Origin of the sequence: Mesobacillus sp. (genome assembly GCF_047739415.1) — a bacterium.
Classification (GTDB): domain Bacteria; phylum Bacillota; class Bacilli; order Bacillales; family Cytobacillaceae; genus Mesobacillus.
The window spans coordinates 11,543-31,667 of the sequence record NZ_JBIQOE010000073.1; the positions used below are offsets into that span (position 1 = coordinate 11,543).

The 20,125-nt window shown below is 43.5% G+C and carries 16 protein-coding genes; 14 read left to right on the forward strand and 2 right to left on the reverse strand.

The genetic code is table 11. The annotated features are described in order from the left end of the window. Positions 1-371: 371 nt before the first annotated feature. The 3 genes from mutS (at position 372) to ACH0QE_RS06315 (ending at position 6,000) form a co-directional block, all read left to right on the forward strand. Positions 372-3,032 (forward strand): DNA mismatch repair protein MutS, encoded by a 2,661-nt coding sequence (mutS, locus tag ACH0QE_RS06305; RefSeq protein ID WP_415799843.1) that lies wholly within the window; start codon positions 372-374, stop codon positions 3,030-3,032. 314 nt (positions 3,033-3,346) lie between these two features. Next, entirely contained in the window at positions 3,347-5,278 is a 1,932-nt protein-coding gene (gene mutL / locus ACH0QE_RS06310) for a DNA mismatch repair endonuclease MutL (protein ID WP_415799844.1), read from the forward strand. A 275-nt stretch (positions 5,279-5,553) separates the two neighbouring features. Beyond that, on the forward strand, positions 5,554-6,000 hold the full coding sequence (locus ACH0QE_RS06315; protein WP_415799845.1) for a hypothetical protein: 447 nt from the start codon (positions 5,554-5,556) through the stop codon (positions 5,998-6,000). Positions 6,001-6,223: 223 nt separating this feature from the next. On the opposite strand, the gene mreBH is transcribed toward ACH0QE_RS06315, so the two are convergent. Further along, positions 6,224-7,231: a rod-share determining protein MreBH gene (gene mreBH / locus ACH0QE_RS06320; RefSeq protein WP_415799846.1), complete on the reverse strand. Its 1,008-nt coding sequence runs from the start codon at positions 7,229-7,231 to the stop codon at positions 6,224-6,226. Between the two features lie 278 nt (positions 7,232-7,509). On the opposite strand from mreBH, the gene miaA reads away from it, so the two are divergent. The 5 genes from miaA to ACH0QE_RS06345 all read left to right on the forward strand — a co-directional run bounded on the left by miaA (position 7,510) and on the right by ACH0QE_RS06345 (position 11,876). After that, positions 7,510-8,463: a tRNA (adenosine(37)-N6)-dimethylallyltransferase MiaA gene (miaA, locus tag ACH0QE_RS06325; RefSeq protein WP_415799847.1), complete on the forward strand. Its 954-nt coding sequence runs from the start codon at positions 7,510-7,512 to the stop codon at positions 8,461-8,463. Between the two features lie 29 nt (positions 8,464-8,492). Next, complete coding sequence (gene hfq, locus ACH0QE_RS06330) at positions 8,493-8,723, forward strand: RNA chaperone Hfq (protein WP_214902219.1); 231 nt, start codon at positions 8,493-8,495, stop codon at positions 8,721-8,723. Between the two features lie 507 nt (positions 8,724-9,230). Further along, positions 9,231-10,190: a stage V sporulation protein K gene (spoVK, locus tag ACH0QE_RS06335; RefSeq protein WP_415799848.1), complete on the forward strand. Its 960-nt coding sequence runs from the start codon at positions 9,231-9,233 to the stop codon at positions 10,188-10,190. Between the two features lie 82 nt (positions 10,191-10,272). Beyond that, on the forward strand, positions 10,273-10,503 hold the full coding sequence (locus tag ACH0QE_RS06340; protein ID WP_041966636.1) for a glutaredoxin family protein: 231 nt from the start codon (positions 10,273-10,275) through the stop codon (positions 10,501-10,503). Between the two features lie 353 nt (positions 10,504-10,856). Then, positions 10,857-11,876, forward strand: a complete 1,020-nt coding sequence (locus ACH0QE_RS06345; protein WP_415799849.1) for an STAS domain-containing protein — start codon at positions 10,857-10,859, stop codon at positions 11,874-11,876. A 130-nt stretch (positions 11,877-12,006) separates the two neighbouring features. Here the strand turns inward: ACH0QE_RS06345 and ACH0QE_RS06350 are convergent, their stop codons facing one another. Further along, on the reverse strand, positions 12,007-12,612 hold the full coding sequence (locus tag ACH0QE_RS06350; protein WP_415799857.1) for a trimeric intracellular cation channel family protein: 606 nt from the start codon (positions 12,610-12,612) through the stop codon (positions 12,007-12,009). 181 nt (positions 12,613-12,793) lie between these two features. Between ACH0QE_RS06350 and hflX the strand changes: the two genes are divergently transcribed. The 6 genes from hflX to paaA form a co-directional block, all read left to right on the forward strand. After that, positions 12,794-14,050, forward strand: a complete 1,257-nt coding sequence (gene hflX / locus ACH0QE_RS06355) for a GTPase HflX (RefSeq protein ID WP_415799850.1) — start codon at positions 12,794-12,796, stop codon at positions 14,048-14,050. Between the two features lie 225 nt (positions 14,051-14,275). Next, complete coding sequence (locus tag ACH0QE_RS06360) at positions 14,276-15,547, forward strand: aminotransferase class I/II-fold pyridoxal phosphate-dependent enzyme (RefSeq protein WP_415799851.1); 1,272 nt, start codon at positions 14,276-14,278, stop codon at positions 15,545-15,547. Between the two features lie 144 nt (positions 15,548-15,691). Next, positions 15,692-16,096 (forward strand): MerR family transcriptional regulator, encoded by a 405-nt coding sequence (locus tag ACH0QE_RS06365; protein WP_415799852.1) that lies wholly within the window; start codon positions 15,692-15,694, stop codon positions 16,094-16,096. A 45-nt stretch (positions 16,097-16,141) separates the two neighbouring features. Then, positions 16,142-17,482: a type I glutamate--ammonia ligase gene (glnA, locus tag ACH0QE_RS06370; RefSeq protein ID WP_415799853.1), complete on the forward strand. Its 1,341-nt coding sequence runs from the start codon at positions 16,142-16,144 to the stop codon at positions 17,480-17,482. Positions 17,483-17,911: 429 nt separating this feature from the next. Then, on the forward strand, positions 17,912-19,243 hold the full coding sequence (locus ACH0QE_RS06375) for a phenylacetate--CoA ligase family protein (protein ID WP_415799854.1): 1,332 nt from the start codon (positions 17,912-17,914) through the stop codon (positions 19,241-19,243). A 13-nt stretch (positions 19,244-19,256) separates the two neighbouring features. Continuing rightward, positions 19,257-20,125, forward strand: an 869-nt coding sequence (paaA, locus tag ACH0QE_RS06380; protein ID WP_415799855.1) for a 1,2-phenylacetyl-CoA epoxidase subunit PaaA, incomplete at its 3' end; no start/stop codon positions are given.

The window sequence follows — 20,125 nt, forward strand, 5'->3', positions numbered from 1 at the left end:
AAGGGGATTCTATCGAAAATTATATTTTGTCGAGTTATAATAGATATTTAGAGTAAGAGTCGAAAAAAATTCTTGGATTGACCGAATGTTAAGTAACGAAGCTATTAGGGTTAAAGCAGACCTGTTGCATTGCCCGAAAATAAGAGAATGTAGTGAAAAGGGTAAAAGCAGAGGCACTGCATTGCCCGAAAATAAGTGAGTGTAGGGAAAATGGTAAAAGCAGAGGCGCTGCATTGCCCGAAAATAAGAGAGTGTAGTAAAAAGGGTAAAAGCAGGTCAACTGCATTACCCGAAAATGATAAATCAAAAAGGGAGTGGCAGAATCTCTGTACAACCCTAACAATAAAGCAAAGTGAATTTTGGAGGATAATATGGCTGCATATACCCCTATGATCAAGCAATACCTGCAAGTGAAGGCGGATTACCAGGATGCCTTTTTATTTTTCCGTTTGGGAGATTTTTATGAAATGTTCTTTGAGGATGCATTAAAAGCATCCCAAGAGCTTGAAATAACACTGACAAGCAGAGAGGGCGGCGGTGAGGAACGGATTCCGATGTGCGGTGTCCCTTACCATTCGGCCCCTAACTATATTGAACAGCTGATTAACAAAGGCTATAAAGTCGCAATTTGTGAGCAAACAGAAGATCCTAGGACAGCCAAAGGTGTTGTTAAGCGGGAAGTCGTTCAGCTAATCACACCGGGAACAGTAATGGAGGGTCGAGGTCTTTTAGAAAAAGAAAATAATTTTATAGCTACTGTTTCGGTTTTCCCTGGTGACACATATGGGTTTGCCTGCAGCGACTTATCGACAGGGGAAAGCAGGGCGACATTAGTTAACGGCAGTATCGAAGAGCTTATTAACGAATTATCGATCTCTGGAGCAAAGGAAGTTGTCATCGAAAGCTCGCTTTCGCCGGAAATCCAGAAAAAGTTGAAGGAGCGTTCTATCCTGGCGCTTTCAATTGAAGATAACACCGATTTAAATGATAGCTTTTCAGAACTGTTTGCTGACCTGGAAAATGAACAATTGAAAAACACAGCCTCAAGATTATTCAATTATTTGTACCGAACCCAGAAGCGCAGTCTGGACCATTTACAAAAGGTATCTGTGTACAAGGTTCAGCAGTATATGAAAATTGATTATTTTTCGAAGCGCAACCTTGAACTGACAGAGACAATACGCTCTACAGCGAAAAAGGGAACACTTTTATGGCTGCTTGATGAGACGATGACCGCGATGGGCGGCAGGATGCTGAAGCAGTGGATCAACAGACCGCTGATTGACAAAGCTGAGATCGGCCGCCGTCAGGAACTGGTACAGCTTTTTGTCGGACAGTTTTTCGAACGCCAGGAATTGCGCGAAAAACTGAAAGAGGTATACGATCTCGAACGCTTGGCTGGCAGGGTTGCTTTTGGCAACTTGAATCCAAGAGACCTGATGCAGCTAAAAAGGTCTTTATTACAGGTACCGTCCCTAAAGCATATTTTGGAGAGCCTCTCCCATGAGGAAGCAGCCACTATGGCAGACAGACTTGACCCATGCGAGGAGGCGGCGGATCTGCTCGAACAGGCAATCGTTGATAACCCTCCAATTTCCGTCAAGGAAGGGAACATCATACGTGATGGCTACGACCACCAGCTTGACCAGTATCGCGATGCCAGCCGGAACGGCAAGACTTGGATTGCCATGCTTGAACGCGACGAGCGTGAGAAAACAGGCATAAGATCATTGAAGGTCGGCTACAATCGGGTGTTTGGCTACTATATCGAAGTAACGAAGGCGAACCTGCATCTTTTGCAGGAAGGCCAGTATGAACGAAAGCAGACGTTATCAAATGCAGAGCGCTTCATCACACCTGAACTGAAAGAAAAGGAAGACTTGATCTTAGCTGCCGAGGAAAAAAGCGTCGAGCTTGAATACCAGCTATTTACCGGAATCCGTGAATCGATAAAAGAATATATTCCTAGATTGCAGGGACTCGCCAGGGCTCTAAGTGAGCTCGATGTACTACTTGGATTCGCAGAGCTTAGCGAACAGCGCCATTATGTAAAACCTGTTTTCTCAGTTGATCGGAAAATTGTCCTGAAGGATGGACGCCATCCAGTTGTAGAAAAGGTGATGGATGCTCAGGAATACGTGCCTAACGATTGCTATATGGACAACGACCGTGAAGTCCTGCTGATTACCGGACCGAATATGTCTGGTAAAAGCACCTATATGCGCCAGGTTGCCCTGACAGCAATTATGGCGCAAATAGGCTGTTTTGTCCCGGCCTCTGAGGCGGTCATGCCGATATTCGACCAGGTTTTCACCAGGATTGGAGCGGCAGATGATCTTGTTTCCGGACAAAGTACTTTCATGGTCGAGATGCTGGAGGCAAAGAACGCGATTACCAATGCGACGAAAGACAGTTTAATCCTTTTTGATGAAATCGGCCGTGGTACCTCAACTTATGACGGCATGGCACTCGCCCAGGCTATGATTGAATATATCCATGATAAAATCAGCGCAAAGACGCTGTTTTCGACACACTATCACGAAATGACTTCACTGGAAAATGAATTGGAAAAATTAAAGAATGTACATGTTAGCGCAGTTGAGCAGAACGGCAAAGTGGTTTTCCTTCATAAAATCAGGGAGGGTGCAGCGGACAAGAGTTACGGCATCCATGTTGCACAGCTTGCTGAATTGCCGCCAGACCTGATCGAACGTGCTGCGGAAATCCTGCACATACTTGAGCAAACAGACACACCGATTTCGCTTGGGTCTGAGAGTCAGAAGAGCTTAGACTCTGTACGGGAAACATTGCAAGATGAGCAAGACAAACAAAGCATGCTGCAGGCAGCAGAAACAGCAGCCGCTTCTCAGTTATCATTCTTCGATGAAGCGCCTGAACAGAAGAAAGCTAGTGGTGCAAGCAAAAAGGAGAAGCAGGTTCTTGACCAATTAAACGGACTTGAAATCCTTGATATGACCCCTTTGCAGGCCATGAATATGCTTTATGAATTACAAAAGAAGCTGCGTAAGTGAGATTCTATAAACCCTAAATGCGTCAGGAACTGGGAAAAGGGCCCATAGAAAGATTCTATAGGCCCGAAATAAGAGTAGATCAAGCAGAAGGACCCATAGAAAGATTCTATAAGCCTGAAATGAGAGAAGATCAAGCAGAAGGGCCCATAGAAAAATTCTATAAGCCTAAAATGAGAGAAGATCAAGAAAAAGGGCCCATAGAAAGATTCAATAAGCCTGAAATGTGAGAATATCGAGAAAAAGGTCTTATAGAAAGAATTATGATCGCAAAACCCCACATTACTTGCGAATAACTAAAAGCTGGAGGTGACGGAATGGCGAAAATTATACAATTAGACGATGCATTATCAAATAAGATTGCTGCCGGTGAGGTAGTAGAACGGCCGGCATCTGTTGTTAAGGAATTGCTAGAGAACGCGATTGATGCTAATAGTACTGTAATTGAAATTGATCTTGAAGAGGCTGGACTTGCCCGGATCAGGATCACAGACAATGGCGACGGTATTGAGGAAGAAGATGTTCTCGTCGCCTTCCAGCGCCATGCCACGAGCAAAATCAAGAATGAAAACGACTTATTTCGGATCAGGACTCTCGGTTTCAGGGGCGAGGCGCTGCCGAGTATCGCTTCCGTTTCAAGGCTTGAAATGAAAACATCGACCGGAATCGAAGGCAATAAAGTGGTCATTGAAGGCGGCAAGGTCGAGTCTGTTGAAAAAGCCGACAGCCGTAAAGGGACGGATATTAGTATTTCAGACCTGTTTTTTAATACACCGGCACGCCTTAAATATATGAAGACCATTCATACCGAACTTGGCAATATTACAGATGTTGTAAACCGCCTGGCGCTGGCCAATCCAGATATCTCCTTCAGGCTAGTCCATAATGGCCGCCAGCTTTTAAAGACGACAGGAAATGGAGACGTCCGCCAGGTGCTGGCTGCTATTTACGGTATTAATATGGTTAAATCAATGATTCCTATTTCCGGGGAATCACTGGATTATAAAATAAACGGTTATATATCGATGCCAGAAATTACAAGAGCATCGAGGAACTATATCTCAACAATGATTAATGGCCGTTTTATCAAAAATTATGCTCTGGTTAAAGCAATACAGGAAGGCTACCATACATTGCTCCCTATCGGCAGGTATCCGGTTGTCCTTTTGAATATTGAAATGGATCCCCTCTTGATAGATGTGAACGTCCATCCATCAAAGATGGAAGTGCGGTTGAGCAAGGAGCAGGAGCTGAATGAGCTTGTGTCGAGCGTCATAAAGAACGCTTTTAAAACGAAGGAATTGATTCCGGCTGGGATGGTCACTCAGAAGCAGGAGAAACCGAAGTCAGAACAAACTTTCATGGACCTGGACCATTTGTCGGAAGCTGAAGATAAACCTTCTGTCATGCAAGCGACTACTGAGGGCAGGCCATTTGTAGAGGAGAAGGCTGTCGAGCTCAGTAAGAGCTATAAAGCTGCTGAATTGCCAAATAGTTCACAGCAGGGAGCACCTGACTGGAGAAATGCTCTTGTAGCTCAAGAAAATACGACCTTCCAGGCCGCTGCGCCTGCCATTGAAGAAGACCTTGTACAAAATGAAGAAGATATGATTGAGCCAGACGCTTCTTCTGCAGCCCAAGAGCCGGTTGCAGAAGTGCAAGCTTCACGAGTACCTCCTCTTTATCCAATTGGGCAAATGCACGGAACCTATATTCTCGCTCAGAATGACCGTGGTTTATATATAATTGATCAGCATGCCGCTCAGGAAAGAATCAAATATGAGTACTTCAGGGACAAGGTAGGCGAGGTGGCGACTGAGCTACAGGAAATGCTCGTGCCAATTACGCTTGAATATTCAGCCGATGAGTGCATTAAAATAAATGAACATCAGCATCAGTTGGAGAAAGTGGGAGTCTTCCTTGAGCCATTTGGCTACAACAGCTTCATCGTTCGATCACACCCGCAGTGGTTCCCTCGTGGAGAGGAAAAAGATCTGATTGAAGACATGATTGAACAACTCTTGTTGATGAAGAAAGTAGATATTAAAAAGCTTCGAGAGGAAGCAGCCATCATGATGAGCTGCAAGGCGTCGATCAAGGCTAATCACCACCTGCGCAACGACGAAATTCAGGCATTACTCGATGAATTGCGGCGTTCATCCGACCCGTTCACATGCCCGCATGGCCGGCCAATCATCGTTCATTACTCCACTTATGAAATGGAGAAAATGTTCAAGCGGGTAATGTAATTAGAAGAGCGCAAGCGCCTTGATCAGCTACGACAAGCGCTGAAGCTGGACATTTATCGAAGTGAAAATTTATCTCTGTTATTCTACGTAAAGAAACAGTGTTCCCAATTGGGTGCACTGTTTTTTTATGAAAAATCAACTACAATTGGATAAAAATTCTTCTGTTTTTCTTAAAAATGGTGTAAAATTACACTAATAGGAAAATTATTAAACATCAAATGGTATATTCATTAAATGGGTTATTGGCTCTTATAATAATCAAAGGGGGCGATATATTGATTGTATTCTCATTATTATTTTTCATACTACCTGTAGTTGTATTGATTTTTATAGTAGCTTATGCAGTAAAAAATAAAGAGCAAGGGGGAGAGAAAGTGGTCAGACATTTATATACTTATCTAGTATTGTTTGCTACATTGATGATGGTCATTGGCGGAGGGGTTTCGATTTTCATGGCGACAGCAGATCTTGTCAGTCCGACTGGATATTATCAAAGTTTTACAGAATACAAGCAGATGACGTTAAATGGAAAAATTGAAGGTTCTGAGACAGACATGACTGAGGAAGAACTTCGCAGCAATTATGACTTGTATGTCACAGAAGAAAAGGATCGGCAAAAAGACAGAGCCGTTAATCAAATTATCAAGAGCCTCGGCTTTGTAGTCATACCATTGCCCGTTTTCCTGTACTTTAACAGGCTAAGGAAACAGTATAAAGAGTAAAATCAGCCAGATAATGTTACCCTATCAACTGATATACCCAGATTTTGAAGATAAAAAAGAAAGATTGCCAATTAAAACTGGCAATCTTTCTTTTGGTTTTGTTTAGGAAGTTATAAAAATTATTTAGTTGTGGATAACTACATGTAGTATTCTTAATCCAGCTCCGCGCCTAGGCCCTCGAGACGCTTGTCGCGGCTGAACAAGGCACTTACACTTTTTGTACTTACCTCACAGCTGGCTGAAGTTTATGGATGTATTGAAGTGCTTTACCGGTTCCAATCGCTACGGATTCCAGCGGATTTGGAGCGATGTGTACTGGTACAACCATCTCGCTGCCAAGCCAATCCTGAATTCCGTTCAGCAACGCGCCGCCACCGGAAAGGATTACACCGCGGTCAACAATATCACCACTTAGTTCGGCAGGACAATCCTCAAGAGTGGCACGGATTGCCTCCATGATATGAAGAAGAGATTCCTTGATTGCGTCCCTGATTTCATAAGAATTGAGGGTAACAGTCTTTGGAAGGCCTGTTACAAGGTCACGGCCACGAATATCCAGTTCCAACATTTCATGGTCAACAAGTGCATAGCCGATTTCCATCTTGATTTTTTCAGCCGTTCTTTCACCGATTAACACATTGTACTCTTTGCGGACATATTGAATAATGTCCTCGTCCAATCTGTCGCCAGCAATTCGAATCGAATGGCAAGCAACGACGCCGCCATAAGAAATGATTGCGACTTCAGTTGTTCCGCCGCCGATATCAACAACAACGTTCGCTACCGGTTCATCAACAGGCAGTCCAGCTCCAATTGCTGCCGCAACTGGTTCCTCGATGAGATGAACCTTTTTTGCGCCTGCATTTCTGACTGCATCCTGGATCGCACGGCGTTCAACACTAGTTGAACCAGAAGGTGTGCAGACAACTACATCCGGTTTGCGGAGTGAAAAGCCGCCCTTTTTTGAAGCCTTCTTCATGATTTGTTTCAACATTTCAGTTGTCACATCGAAATCTGCAATAACTCCATCTTTTAACGGGCGGATCGCCACGATTTTTCCAGGAGTCTTACCGATCATTTCTTTTGCTTCCTTGCCAACAGCAAGAACATTTTTTGTCTCAGTATCAATCGCCACGACTGAAGGCTCATTCAAAGCGACGCCTTTATTTTTACTATATACAAGTGTATTTGCTGTACCTAGATCAATCCCTATTTCTGTAGTTGATAACATTTTGTTTTCACCCAGTTCTCTATAAATTATTAAACCAATCATAGACTTCTATTAAACTATCATGAATGTGGGGGTGAAAGTGTGTTTGTTACCGAATCGTTATCTAACTGTAAAAGTTGAGGAAAATTTTTTCAAAAGATGATATAAGAGAATAATATTTGTAAAATACGGGTATAATGCATAGATGTTCAACTGCTTTCTATTTAATGGTAAAATAAATTAATGAAGTCAGACGTAAAATTGCTGACACGCTCTATGAAAAGGCAGTGTGAAATTTTTTGGAACAAAAACAGAAGTTGATTGTGTTAATTGGACCAACTGCAGTTGGCAAAACGAAGCTGAGCATTGAGCTTGCGAAAAAATTCAATGGTGAAATCATCAGTGGCGACTCGATGCAAATTTACAAAGGGATGGATATTGGAACCGCAAAAATCAACCGGGAAGAGATGGAGGGAGTCCCCCACCATTTAATTGATATCAAAGAGCCTGATGAAAGCTTTTCAACCGCAGAATTCCAGGAACTTGTCCGCAAGAAAATTAGTGAAATAAGCTCCCGTGGGAAGATGCCGATGATTGTTGGCGGTACAGGATTATACATCCAGTCGGTGATTTTTGATTATCATTTCACTGAAGCTCCTTCTGACCCAGTCTTCAGACGCAGTCTGGAGGAAGAAGCAGAGACGAAAGGCCAGGAATTTGTACATGGAAAATTGAAAGAGGTTGATCCCGAAAGTGCATCAAGAATTCACCCTAACAATGTTCGTCGTGTCATCAGGGCGCTGGAAATCATTCACTGTACGGGCAAAACTGCAGGAGAACTGCAGGAGAACCAATCACCCGAACTTTTGTATGATACAGCACTAATCGGCCTGACAATGGATAGAGAGATGCTATACAACCGGATCAATTTCCGTGTCGATCTAATGATGGAGCAGGGCCTCCTAGATGAGGTTAAATACTTTTACGAAAAGGGCTTAAAAGACTGCCAGTCCATCCAGGCAATAGGATACAAAGAGCTTTACGACTACTTTGAGGGCAAGGTTCCCCTTGAGGAAGCAATCGAGAATTTAAAGCAAAATTCCCGCCGATATGCAAAAAGGCAGCTAACATGGTTTCGAAACAAGATGATTGTGGAATGGTTTGATATGTCAGAGTCTAAAGACGCTGAAAAAAAATTCGCCGAAATTTCCAAGTTCATTGAAGGAAAGCTCGAGATAAAAGCGAATACATAATAATAGAGATAAAAGAGGAGGATCCGCCCATGAAACAAGTGAACATTCAGGACCAGTATTTAAACCAATGCCGCAAGGACAACATTAACGTGACCGTCTTTTTATTGAACGGATTTCAGTTGAGAGGCCAAATCAAAGGCTTTGACAACTTCACTGTACTTTTCGAATCTGATGGAAAGCAGCAGCTTGTTTATAAACACGCTATTTCAACCTTTGCTCCGCAAAAGAATGTCCAGATCGATTACGAGGGACAGGCTTAATTAAATAATGACGAAGGAAACCCGCCATGTGCGGGTTTTTTCTTTTTCAAGGTCCTTCTTGGAACTTACTGTTGGAGTCGAAATGTACCCTTATGAAGGCGGTCCAAGCCCCATAAGGGTGATCGAGCCTAAATGCATCCTTATGAAGGCAATACCGGCCGCATAAGGGCCTGTTTCTAGGTTAAATGCACCCTTATGCTCCGCCCCTCTGGCTCCTAAGGGCGCAATTCACATCCATTGATCTTTTACTTTTAAACGATAATTGTTTATTTTAAAAATGAATTTCCCTGTTCTTGAATACATATAAATATAGAAGTTTATTTCTTGGGAAAGCGCATAATGTGACAATAGCAAAAAAAGGCTGCTAGAACTTGTCGAACAAATCGAGGCCTTCCCAAAACGGGATATATTCCTATTAAGATATATATGTTTTCATATTCTATTTAGGCGAATATCACAATTACAGCAAGAATGCGTATACTGTTTCCAGAATGAGAGGTGAAATCTTTGGACCAACCGCTTCGAAAGAAAAACAACGGTCAAATCAGCATTGTTTTGAACGCACAGCAGAGGAAGACGTTGACAAAGGAAATGCCTGAGTCGCAGCTGGTTCCAAAGTCAATCCCGCAGGAGCACGCAGCTTTAAAAGAAATTGAGGAAGAGCTCTGCGCACTTGTAGGCATGGAAGAAATGAAAAGGATGATCAAAGAGATTTATGCCTGGATCTATGTGAATAAGAAAAGGGAAGAAATGGGGCTCAAGGCTGGAAAACAGGCTTTGCATATGATGTTTAAGGGCAATCCGGGAACGGGTAAGACGACCGTAGCCAGAATTATCGGGAAGCTCTTCCTCAAAATGAATGTCCTATCAAAAGGGCATTTAATTGAAGCGGAGAGAGCTGATCTTGTTGGTGAATATATCGGTCATACCGCGCAAAAAACGCGAGATTTGATAAAAAAAGCAATGGGAGGCATCCTGTTCATTGATGAAGCCTATTCCCTAGGCCGTGGGGGAGAAAAGGATTTCGGCAAGGAAGCGATTGATACCCTGGTTAAACATATGGAGGATAAGCAGCATGAATTTATTTTGATCCTGGCGGGGTATTCGAGGGAAATGGAATTTTTCCTGACTCTGAATCCAGGACTTCATTCAAGGTTTCCGCTCGTGATTGATTTTCCCGATTATTCAATAGAGCAGCTTATGGAAATCGGCCAGCGAATGCTGAAGGAAAGGGAATATAGTCTGAGCCATGAGGCAGAGCGCAAATTGCGAGAGCACCTCGTTAATGTAAAATCAACCCTCGGTGCCGCTGCATTTTCCAATGGGCGCTATGTCCGTAACGTGATTGAGAAATCCATCCGGGCACAGGCAATGCGGTTGTTAATGCAAAATCAATACGACCGACATGAACTCATGACTCTCCGCAGCAATGACCTAGTTTTTTCAGATGATAATAAGGGGAAATAATGTCAGCAGCTTTGTTGACATTATTTTTTGCTTTTGGTAATATACCCATAAGGGTATATAAAAGCTACAGGGGGAATTTAAAATGAACGATATTACAGTTTACACTACAAATACTTGTCCTTACTGCACCATGCTTAAAAACTTCCTTGACGATAAGGGAATCGCATATAAAGAAGTGAATGTACAGCAAGATCCAATCGCCGCACAAAGGCTCGTCAATGCAACTGGCCAAATGGGTGTGCCGCAATCAAACGTAAACGGAAACTGGGTATTAGGCTTCGACCCAAATTCAGTCATGTCATTCTTAAAATAGTTCCAGAGGATTCCAGTAAAACTGGAATCCTTATTTATTTTCCGTAGATTGTAATACCTTCCACATTATCCATCCGTTTTTTTTGCCGAAGCTCAGTCCGGATTCTCTTGCCAGAGAGCTTTGTTCTCCTCGATTAATGATAAGCCTCTTAACCACACACATACTTTGGCTGGTAATCAACATAACCTGAGTGGAGATTTTAACTCGGATGTTCTTTTAGGGATTTAGGTTTAAGGAGTATCAATAAGGGGTAAAACATTGGGGTTTCCCTAAAGATTTTTTTGGCAAAACTAATCATTATTGTAAATAGCGAGCTTGCGATTTATATAGATAAAAAAGGAGCTAAATTATTAATGGGGTATGAGTATAATTATGATATTGCAGGTTATGACTTCGGCTGGGATGTAAAGGCTGGAAGGTTTACGTTTGAGGGACAGGATGCTGTGCTTTTTTGGATCTCTTCGGCAATGAAGACATTTTTCGATACGATTGAAGAGATTTCTGGAGAAGAGGCCTCAAACCTCGTATTTGAATCGACTGGATTTCGCCAGGGACTCGTAGTCGGCCAATATTTTGAAAAAATGAAAGAAGTCAACGTAGCCGAGGCTGCTGACATGATCACAAATACATATGCAACCGCCGGATGGGGGTTGACGATTATAAAGGATTTAGATTTTGAAACGAAAACATTCACAGCTTTTATGAAGGACAGCTGGGAGCATAAAGTGAATGTTGCCCAGGGGAAGAAAAAGGGAGGGAGTTTCCTGCCTGCACATTATGCTGGAGTTTTCTCGGGATTGTTCGGAACAAATATCTGGTATAAAATCAAGCAGCATCAGTTAGAAGGGCATGAACAAAGTGTGATTGAGTACTTCCCTTCAGATGTCACAATCGCTGATAATATCCATCAGCTGGCACGAAAGAAAGAGTCAGAACAAATCAGGAAACTCGAAGGTCTTGTTGAGGAAAAAACAGCTGAATTAAAAGAATTGGTCAATAAGCTATCCTCTCCAATCATCCCCGTCCTTGAGGGAATCGTCGTCGTTCCTCTGATTGGAAAATATGAGGAAGATAGGGCAGATCAATTGATTGTAAACACGCTGAATCGACTCCCATCGTATAAAGCCAGCTATCTAGTTTTGGATTTGACGGGCATGGACCAGGAAATCGGGCCACATGCGGTCAGTCTGATTGAGAAAATTGGATCAGCTGCAAGGCTAATTGGCACGAAAACAATACTGGTTGGGATTTCATCCACTCTTGGAATCGAAATCACCCAATCCAATATCAACCTCTCGAAATTCGATTGCTTCCAGACTCTCCAGCATGGCATCCATTACGCAATCGGTCAGATGGGGAGAAAAATTATATAAATAGAAAAAAACAGAGCTGATTCATGATGAATCAGCTCTGCTTTTTACCGAATAAGACAGTATAAATTTCACTTCAAGAATTGTCTAGCTCCAGAGCTAGTAGGGGCTGAACAAGGCGCTTGCGCTTTTCTTAATGTACTCCAAGCTTTCGGACGGGCAGATGCCATTTATAGGTATAAGACATTACGCGGAGTGCGGTGATGACGGAGAATAGTCCATAGAGTTCGACAGCTTTATTAGCCATCCCAAGGCCGATGACAAGTCCGGCAAGAACAGCCCACACTGCATAGATTTCCGCCTTCAATACTAATGGCTTTCTGCCGGCGAGCAGGTCGCGAATAATTCCGCCGCCGCTTCCTGTCAACACAGCAGCAACGATGACTGCGCTTAATGGATGGCCCATATTCGAAGCGTAGATCGCTCCCTGGATCGCGAAGGCAGCAAGCCCGATGGCATCGAAAAAGTTGCCCCATCGCTGCCAGTGTTTTAATAGATTGCCAGGAAATAAGAAAACGATGGTGATCGACATCAAGGCCAGATTAAAGAATATACCCTGTTCCCATAATGCTGATACTGGTACGCCGATGAGCAGGTTACGGATTGCACCGCCGCCAAATGCTGTAACGATTCCTAATATATAAACTCCGAAGATATCATATTCCTCTTCCATTGCAATAAACGCACCGCTAATTGCGAATGCTACTGTTCCAATCATGCTGAGTACTTCCCATGTCATCATGTTTTTCTCCTCTTGTTAAAATGATGCCTGAATACTAAAATAGTTAAATGAAAACATATTGATTTTATCATGTTTATTCCAATTTACAACCACTTTTTCTCCGACTTGCAAAATTTTTGTTTGGTGCTTTATTTTGGTATGATGTCTTTAGCGATATATATGGAAAGAAGGGTGTTATTTGGAACAGGAAAACGTATTTGAAAAAGTGATTCTTGTTGGCTGCCAGACGACTGAAGAAGATCTTCGGTTTCAATATTCGATGGAGGAACTTGAATCACTTACGGAAACGGCAAAGGGAAACGTCCTGATGCAAGTAATCCAAAAGCGGCCAAAGGTCCATCCTGCTACATACATTGGCAAAGGTAAGGTGGAAGAGCTTCAGGCACTTGAGGAAGAGCTCGAGCCGGACTTAATTATCTTCAATGATGAACTGTCGCCAAGCCAAAACCGCAATCTTTCTGCTGGCTTAAAAGCGAGAGTTATCGACCGTACACAGCTGATTCTCGATATTTTCGCTCAAAGGGCCAGGTCCAAAGAAGGGAAGCTCCAGGTTGAGCTTGCCCAGTTGCAATACCTGCTGCCCCGGCTTGGCGGAAAAGGGATTGAGATGTCACGTCTTGGCGCCGGAATCGGGACGAGAGGGCCTGGTGAAACAAAACTGGAGTCAGACCGCCGTCATATCCGGAAACGAATTGACGATATTAAAACTCAATTGTCCGTAATCGTTCAGCATCGTGACCGCTACCGGGAACGCCGCAAGAAGAACAAGACGTTCCAGATTGCGCTAGTCGGATACACTAACGCAGGAAAGTCGACGCTGTTTAACCGGTTGACAGAAGCAGAGTCATTTGAAGAAAATCAATTGTTTGCTACGCTTGATCCAATGACAAGGAAAGCGATTTTGCCTAGCGGCTTTACGGCTCTCCTGACAGATACGGTCGGATTCATCCAGGACTTGCCGACAACATTGATCGCTGCTTTCCGTTCCACGCTGGAGGAAGTCCGGGAGGCGGATTTGCTTCTCCATGTAGTGGACATGTCGAATGAAGATTATTTTTCACATGAACAGACTGTCAATAAATTACTGGAGGACCTTGAAGTCCATCAAATCCCGCAGATTACCGTTTATAACAAACGGGATATCGCACACCAGGATTTTGTGCCAAACGCTAAAAATGAAACAGCGTTTATAAGTGCGTTCAGTGAGGAAGACCGCAGGAACCTCCTTTTAAAAATCGAACAGTCCATCATTGGAATGATGGAGCCATTCCATGTCCTGGTGCCGTCCGATGAGGGGAAACTGCTGGCACAGTTGAAAAATGAGACCATTCTTCGTGAGCTTGCTTTTGATGAAGAAAAGCAAGGCTATGTCTGCAAAGGGTTCTCTTTGGCAGACCATCAAATTACCGGCCAGCTGAAACGATTTTCGATTTAAATTGATTTTTACATAAGGCTCTTTTCTCAAATTTTGTTGTTATAGACTACAAAATAGGATTGAATGACCTAAGTTTCTTTACAAAAAAATTAAAGCTTATTATTAGAAAAGAGCTTGCACACTTAATACCGAACTACAAAATGGCTTTTTATCACGTTAAAATCGGCTTTAGGATTTTAACAACAATCTTACGAAGACAGCCTTTTATACAGATAGGAGAGCAACATGTTTACACAATTAAAAAACGGGCAGATGATGCAGCCGCTAGTCAGCGAAATTGAGCAGCAAATTGCAGATGTGCACAAGAAAATCGATGAGCGGATTGATTCAAACCAATTCAGGGTATTGCAGAGTTTCCAGAAGCATCGGGTGAGTGATTCCCACTTCATCCCGACCACTGGCTATGGCTACGACGATGCTGGCAGGGAAACACTCGAGAAAATATATGCAGAGGTGTTTGGAGCTGAAGCCGGACTGGTTCGCCCGCAAATCATCTCCGGAACACATGCCATTTCCATCTCTCTGTTTGGGATTCTTCGCCCTGGCGATGAGCTTTTGTACATTACCGGAAAACCCTATGACACGCTTGAAGAGATAGTCGGGATACGGGGGACAGGGAACGGCTCATTGAAGGAATTTGGAATCTCTTATAATACGGTCGATCTTACGGAAAAGGGAGAAATTGATTGGACTGCCGTCGAAAAAGCGATCAAGCCTGAAACAAAAATGATCGGAATCCAGCGCTCAAAAGGATATGCGACGAGGCCATCTTTCACTGTTGAGCAAATTGGCGAAATGATCAAATTTGTTAAGGAGATCAAACCAGACGTCGTTGTGTTTGTTGATAACTGTTATGGTGAATTTGTCGAGGAGCTTGAACCTTGCCATGTTGGCGCTGATCTGATGGCTGGCTCTTTGATTAAAAATCCTGGCGGGGGTATTGCCAAAACAGGCGGATACATCGTAGGCAAGGAAGAATATGTTGAGTCCTGTTCCTACCGGATGACATCCCCGGGAATCGGGGCAGAGGCCGGTGCTTCGTTATATTCATTACAGGAAATGTACCAGGGATTCTTCATGGCACCGCATATTGTTGCACAGGCATTGAAGGGTGCCGTATTCACAGCCGCAATGCTAGATCGTTTAGGGATGAATTCTTCGCCTAAATGGAATGCAGAACGAACGGATCTAATCCAGGCAGTCCAATTCGACGACCGGGATAAGATGGTTGCTTTTTGCCAGGCGATTCAATATGCATCGCCAATCAATTCCCATGTAACGGCACATCCAGCTTATATGCCGGGATATGAGGATGATGTGATTATGGCTGCTGGTACATTCATCCAGGGAGCAAGCATCGAATTAACCGCTGATGGACCGATCAGACCGCCTTATGTCGCGTATATTCAGGGGGGCTTAACCTATTCACATGTGAAGATGGCCGTTTGTATTGCAATCGATTCTTTAATCGAAAAAGGTTTAATTCTTATAAAATAGGTAAATATACAACAGGACGCTTGCTAAATAAGTCCTGTTCTTTTTTTATGATTTTTCATGTCAGATAATCTAACATAGATTTGACATTATACCTTACATTGAATATAATGAGATTATCTTAAAAGGGAAGGAGGAGAAATCATAATGGGCGGAAGTGAAATTCGCCGGAATATGCCACTCTTTAGCATCGGGATTGTCATGCAGCTGACAGATTTAACCGCAAGGCAAATTCGTTACTATGAAGAGCATGAATTGATTTCTCCGGCAAGAACAGAGGGCAATAAACGACTCTTCTCCTTAAACGATATTGACAAGCTCCTTGAGATCAAAGATTTGATCGACCAGGGAGTCAACATGGCAGGCATTAAGCAAATTTTTAATGTTAAACAACAGTCAGACATTAGTGCTGCTGAGAAAAAACAAGCTGAAAAAACGAGACGTGAGCTATCTGATGCAGATTTGCGGAAATTGCTTCGCAAGGAACTACAGCAGGCAGGACGCTTTAACCGATCTGGCAATCACGGAGACATGTCGAGATTTTTCCATTAGTAATCCAAATTATCTTTCATTAAAATTCTAGGAGGAACTTTAACAATGGCTAAGACGTTTACAAGAGAAGACATTATCCGCTTATCAAAAGAAGAAAATGTAAAATTCATTCGCTTGCAGTTCACTGACATTTTAGGAACAATCAAGAACGTTGAAATTCCAATCAGCCAGCTTGAAAAAGCGCTTGATAATAAAATGATGTTCGACGGCTCTTCAATCGAAGGCTTCGTTCGTATTGAAGAATCTGATATGTACCTGATCCCTGATTTGGACACATGGGTAATCTTCCCTTGGACAGCTGAAAAAGGTAAGGTTGCACGTTTGATTTGTGATATTAAAAATGCGGATGGCACACCATTTGCTGGTGACCCGCGCGGTAACCTGAAGCGTATCCTGAAGGAAATGGAAGAGCTTGGCTTCACAAACTTCAATCTTGGACCAGAACCTGAATTCTTCCTGTTCAAGCTTGATGTGAATGGTGAGCCTACACTTGAATTGAATGACAACGGTGGTTACTTCGACCTTGCACCAACAGATCTTGGTGAAAACTGCCGCCGTGATATCGTGCTTGAGCTTGAAGAAATGGGCTTCGAAATCGAAGCATCACACCATGAGGTTGCTCCTGGACAGCACGAAATCGACTTTAAATATGCAGATGCTTTAACAGCATGTGACCAAATCCAGACTTTCAAGCTTGTTGTAAAAACAATTGCACGCAAACACGGTCTGCATGCAACATTCATGCCGAAACCATTGTTCGGAGTGAACGGATCCGGAATGCACTGCAACATGTCATTGTTCCGCAATGGCGAGAACTCATTCTTTGATCCATCCGATAAGAAACTTGAGCTAAGCGAAACTGCGTACCAGTTCATCGCTGGAACACTTAAGCACGCATCTGGATTTACAGCTGTAACAAACCCAACTGTAAACTCTTATAAGCGCCTAGTTCCTGGCTATGAAGCACCTTGCTACGTTGCATGGTCTGCAAAGAACCGTTCACCATTGATCCGTATCCCTGCATCACGCGGCTTGAGTACGCGTGTTGAAGTCCGAAGCGTCGACCCTGCAGCTAACCCATACCTTGCAATGGCAGTATTGCTTGCAGCAGGTCTTGACGGAATCAAGAACAAAATGACTCCTCCTGCATCAGTAGACCGCAACATCTACGTGATGAACAAGGAAGAGCGTGTGGAAGAAGGAATCGATGATCTGCCACCAACATTGGCAGCAGCTCTTGACCAGCTGAAAAAGAACGAAGTAATCAGCGCGGCACTCGGCGATCATATCCTTGAACACTTCATCGAAGCAAAAGAGATCGAATGGGATATGTTTAGAACCCAGGTTCACCCATGGGAGCGCGAACAGTACATGAGCATGTATTAATAGAACAAAATGGCCTCTTGACTCTGTCAGGAGGTCATTTTTTTTCGTAAAAAAAGAAAAGTACAGAGATGCTGGCACAAACAAGCTATTATCAATGGTAAGCTCTACGCTTTTTAATAGAATCACTACGATTTTAGCAACAATCACTCCGCTTTTTAGCAACAATCACTCCGCTTTTTAGTAAAATCACTATGAAATCCCTCGTAATCACTCCGATTTTCCCAATAATCACTACCAACATCGCCACAATCACTACTTTTACCATCTCCAACCAGAAAAATCATTACCAAATATTAAAATTTTCAGAAAAATAATTGACTTTTTCCTATATACACGTTATCTTTGTTTTAAAATATATAACACATTTATTGTGTTACGGTAATATAACGTTATACAAATAAAATTTTATGTAATACAGGGGGCGGAATCTTGATTTTACATGAAATCGAAACGAGTAGTCGTGAGTTCATAGAAGAAATTCAACTTCAAAGACTCAAGGCAGTAGTTGAGAAGGTCGCTCAAAGGGTGCCATTTTACAAGAAAAAGTTTGAGAGCGCCAATTTTTCCCCTGAAATGCTAACTAGTCTTGAAGTTTTGGAAGCGCTTCCTTTCACGGAGAAGCAGGATCTGCGCGATCATTATCCATTCGGGTTGTTCGCTGTTCCGCAAAGTGAATTAGTCAGGGTACACGCCTCATCAGGGACGAGCGGCAAGCCGACGGTGGTTGGCTACACACAAAAGGATATTGAAATGTGGGGAGAGATTGTCGCCAGGGCGATTGCTCTAGGCGGGGGTGAACCTGGACACTTCCTTCATAATGCTTATGGTTATGGGCTTTTCACCGGTGGTCTGGGACTGCATTACGGAAGTGAAAAGCTGGGGATGGTCACAGTACCGGTTTCCGGAGGGAACACCCAGAGACAAATCATGTTAATTGAAGATTTTAAACCGCAGGTCATATGCGGGACTCCTTCTTACATTTTGAATATCGCAGAAACGATGGAGGAAATGGGCAAGGACCCTCGCAATACTTCATTGAAGTACGGTATTTTCGGGGCAGAGCCCTGGTCCGAAGAAATGAGGAAGACGCTCGAAGAAAAGCTGGGAATCAAGGCATGCGATATTTATGGGCTGAGCGAAGTGATCGGACCTGGTGTCGCAAGTGAGTGTCACGAAGCGCAGGCAGGGCTCCATGTTGCCGAAGATCATTTCTATGTTGAAGTCATTGACCCTGATACTTTGAAACCTGTTCCTGATGGGGAAGAAGGGGAGCTGGTTTTCACGAGCCTCACTAAAGAAGCCTTTCCGGTCATTCGCTACCGAACGGGGGATATCGCTTCCCTGACGAAGGAAAAATGCAGCTGCGGACGGACGACGGTGAGAATGTCACGTGTCAAAGGGCGAATCGATGACATGCTGATCATCAATGGAGTCAATGTGTTTCCGTCACAGATTGAACATTGCCTGCTGGCAGTACCTGAACTTGCCCCACATTACCAGATTCAAATTTTACAGAAACGCACCTTAAAGGTTCTTGAGCTGCATGTTGAGATGAATGAGGAATATTTCAAGATGATTGGTGAGGACCCGATTTCAGACTCTGTTTACCAGCTGGAGCAGGGGATTCAAGCACTGTTAAAGAGCCAGTGCCTGATTTCAATGGAGGTTCGTGTGCATCGTCCGAAAACAATCCCACGCTCTGAAGGCAAGGCAGTGCGGATTGTTGATAAAACAAAGGAACCAATAGGAACTCAAACCTAAGGAGGAAAACAGCATGGAAAACACAATTTCTTTCGATCAGCTGACTGAAGAAGCTAAATATGAGCACTTCATGAAGCGAATCGAAGCTGGCGGTAAAATTGAGGCAGAAGACTGGATGCCGGATGACTATCGAATGACGCTGATTAAGCTTATTTCAATGCATGGCATCAGTGAGATCATGGGTGCGCTTCCAGAAAAGGAGTGGGTGCCAAAGGCTCCTTCCTTGAAAAGAAAGCTGGGAATCATGGCGAAGGTGCAGGATGAGATGGGGCACGGCCAATTGCTGTTAAGGGTGGCTGAGGATTTGATGAAGCCGCTCGGAAAATCACGAGAGAACATCATTCAGGATTTACTATCCGGAGACTTGAAATTCCACAATGTCTTCCATATGGAAGCAAAAACGTGGGGGGATGCCGGATTGATTGGCTGGCTTGTCGATGGTGCTGCGATCATATCCCAGACGAATATGCTGGATGCTTCTTATGGGCCATATGCAAGAGCGTTGAAGCGAATCTGTGCCGAGGAGGTTTTCCACGCACAGCATGGCGAGGCGATCATCATGGCGCTTGCGGAAGGGACAGAGGAGCAAAAAGCGATGATCCAGGATTCAATCAATCGCTGGTGGGAAGCACTTCTTATGTTCTTCGGACCTGCGGATGCGTCTACAACTGGTACTTCCAAACAGGATACAACAATTAAATACAGAATCAGAACGAAAACGAACGAGGAGCTCCGCCAGGACTTTTTTACAAAATACATTCCGAGGGTCCTGTCGCTTGGCCTGAAGCTGCCGGATGAAACAATGCATTTTGACCAGGAGTCAGGCTTGTGGCAATACAAGCAGCCAGATTGGAGCAAGTTCAAGCAAATCATTAAGAACAA